Raw genomic sequence first — 277 nt, 5'->3', positions numbered from 1 at the left:
AGCTGATTAGCAAGCTTCAACCGGTCGAGCTACCCGAGACGCCGTGCCTCGACTGCGAGCCAGACATCGATGGGCGGCACATCACGCACGCGGCCTTGTGCCCGGTTGCGTTGTGCATTGACGACGTCACTGCGGCTGATAGGGCTTGGTTCGAGGAACACCCGTTCGCTGACTTCTATCTCAGACCGGTGACCTGGGGTGAAGGTGCCGTCCTGATCGTGCAGAACCCGGACATGGTGACAATGTCGAAGGCTCATCACCTCGCGGTCCAGGGGCG

The 277-nt window shown here is 61.4% G+C and carries 1 protein-coding gene; it reads right to left on the bottom strand.

Annotated features, from left to right (window positions below; all coding sequences use genetic code 11):
- Positions 1–29 precede the first annotated feature (29 nt).
- Positions 30–277 (bottom strand): hypothetical protein (locus SB717_RS35480; protein ID WP_410907624.1); only part of this gene is annotated, 248 nt, incomplete at its 5' end.

Origin of the sequence: Priestia sp. SIMBA_032 (assembly GCF_046535215.1) — a bacterium.
Taxonomy (GTDB): domain Bacteria; phylum Bacillota; class Bacilli; order Bacillales; family Bacillaceae_H; genus Priestia; species Priestia aryabhattai.
Note: the sequence above shows the minus strand (reverse complement) of the source record. Positions and strands in the feature narration are given on the sequence as shown.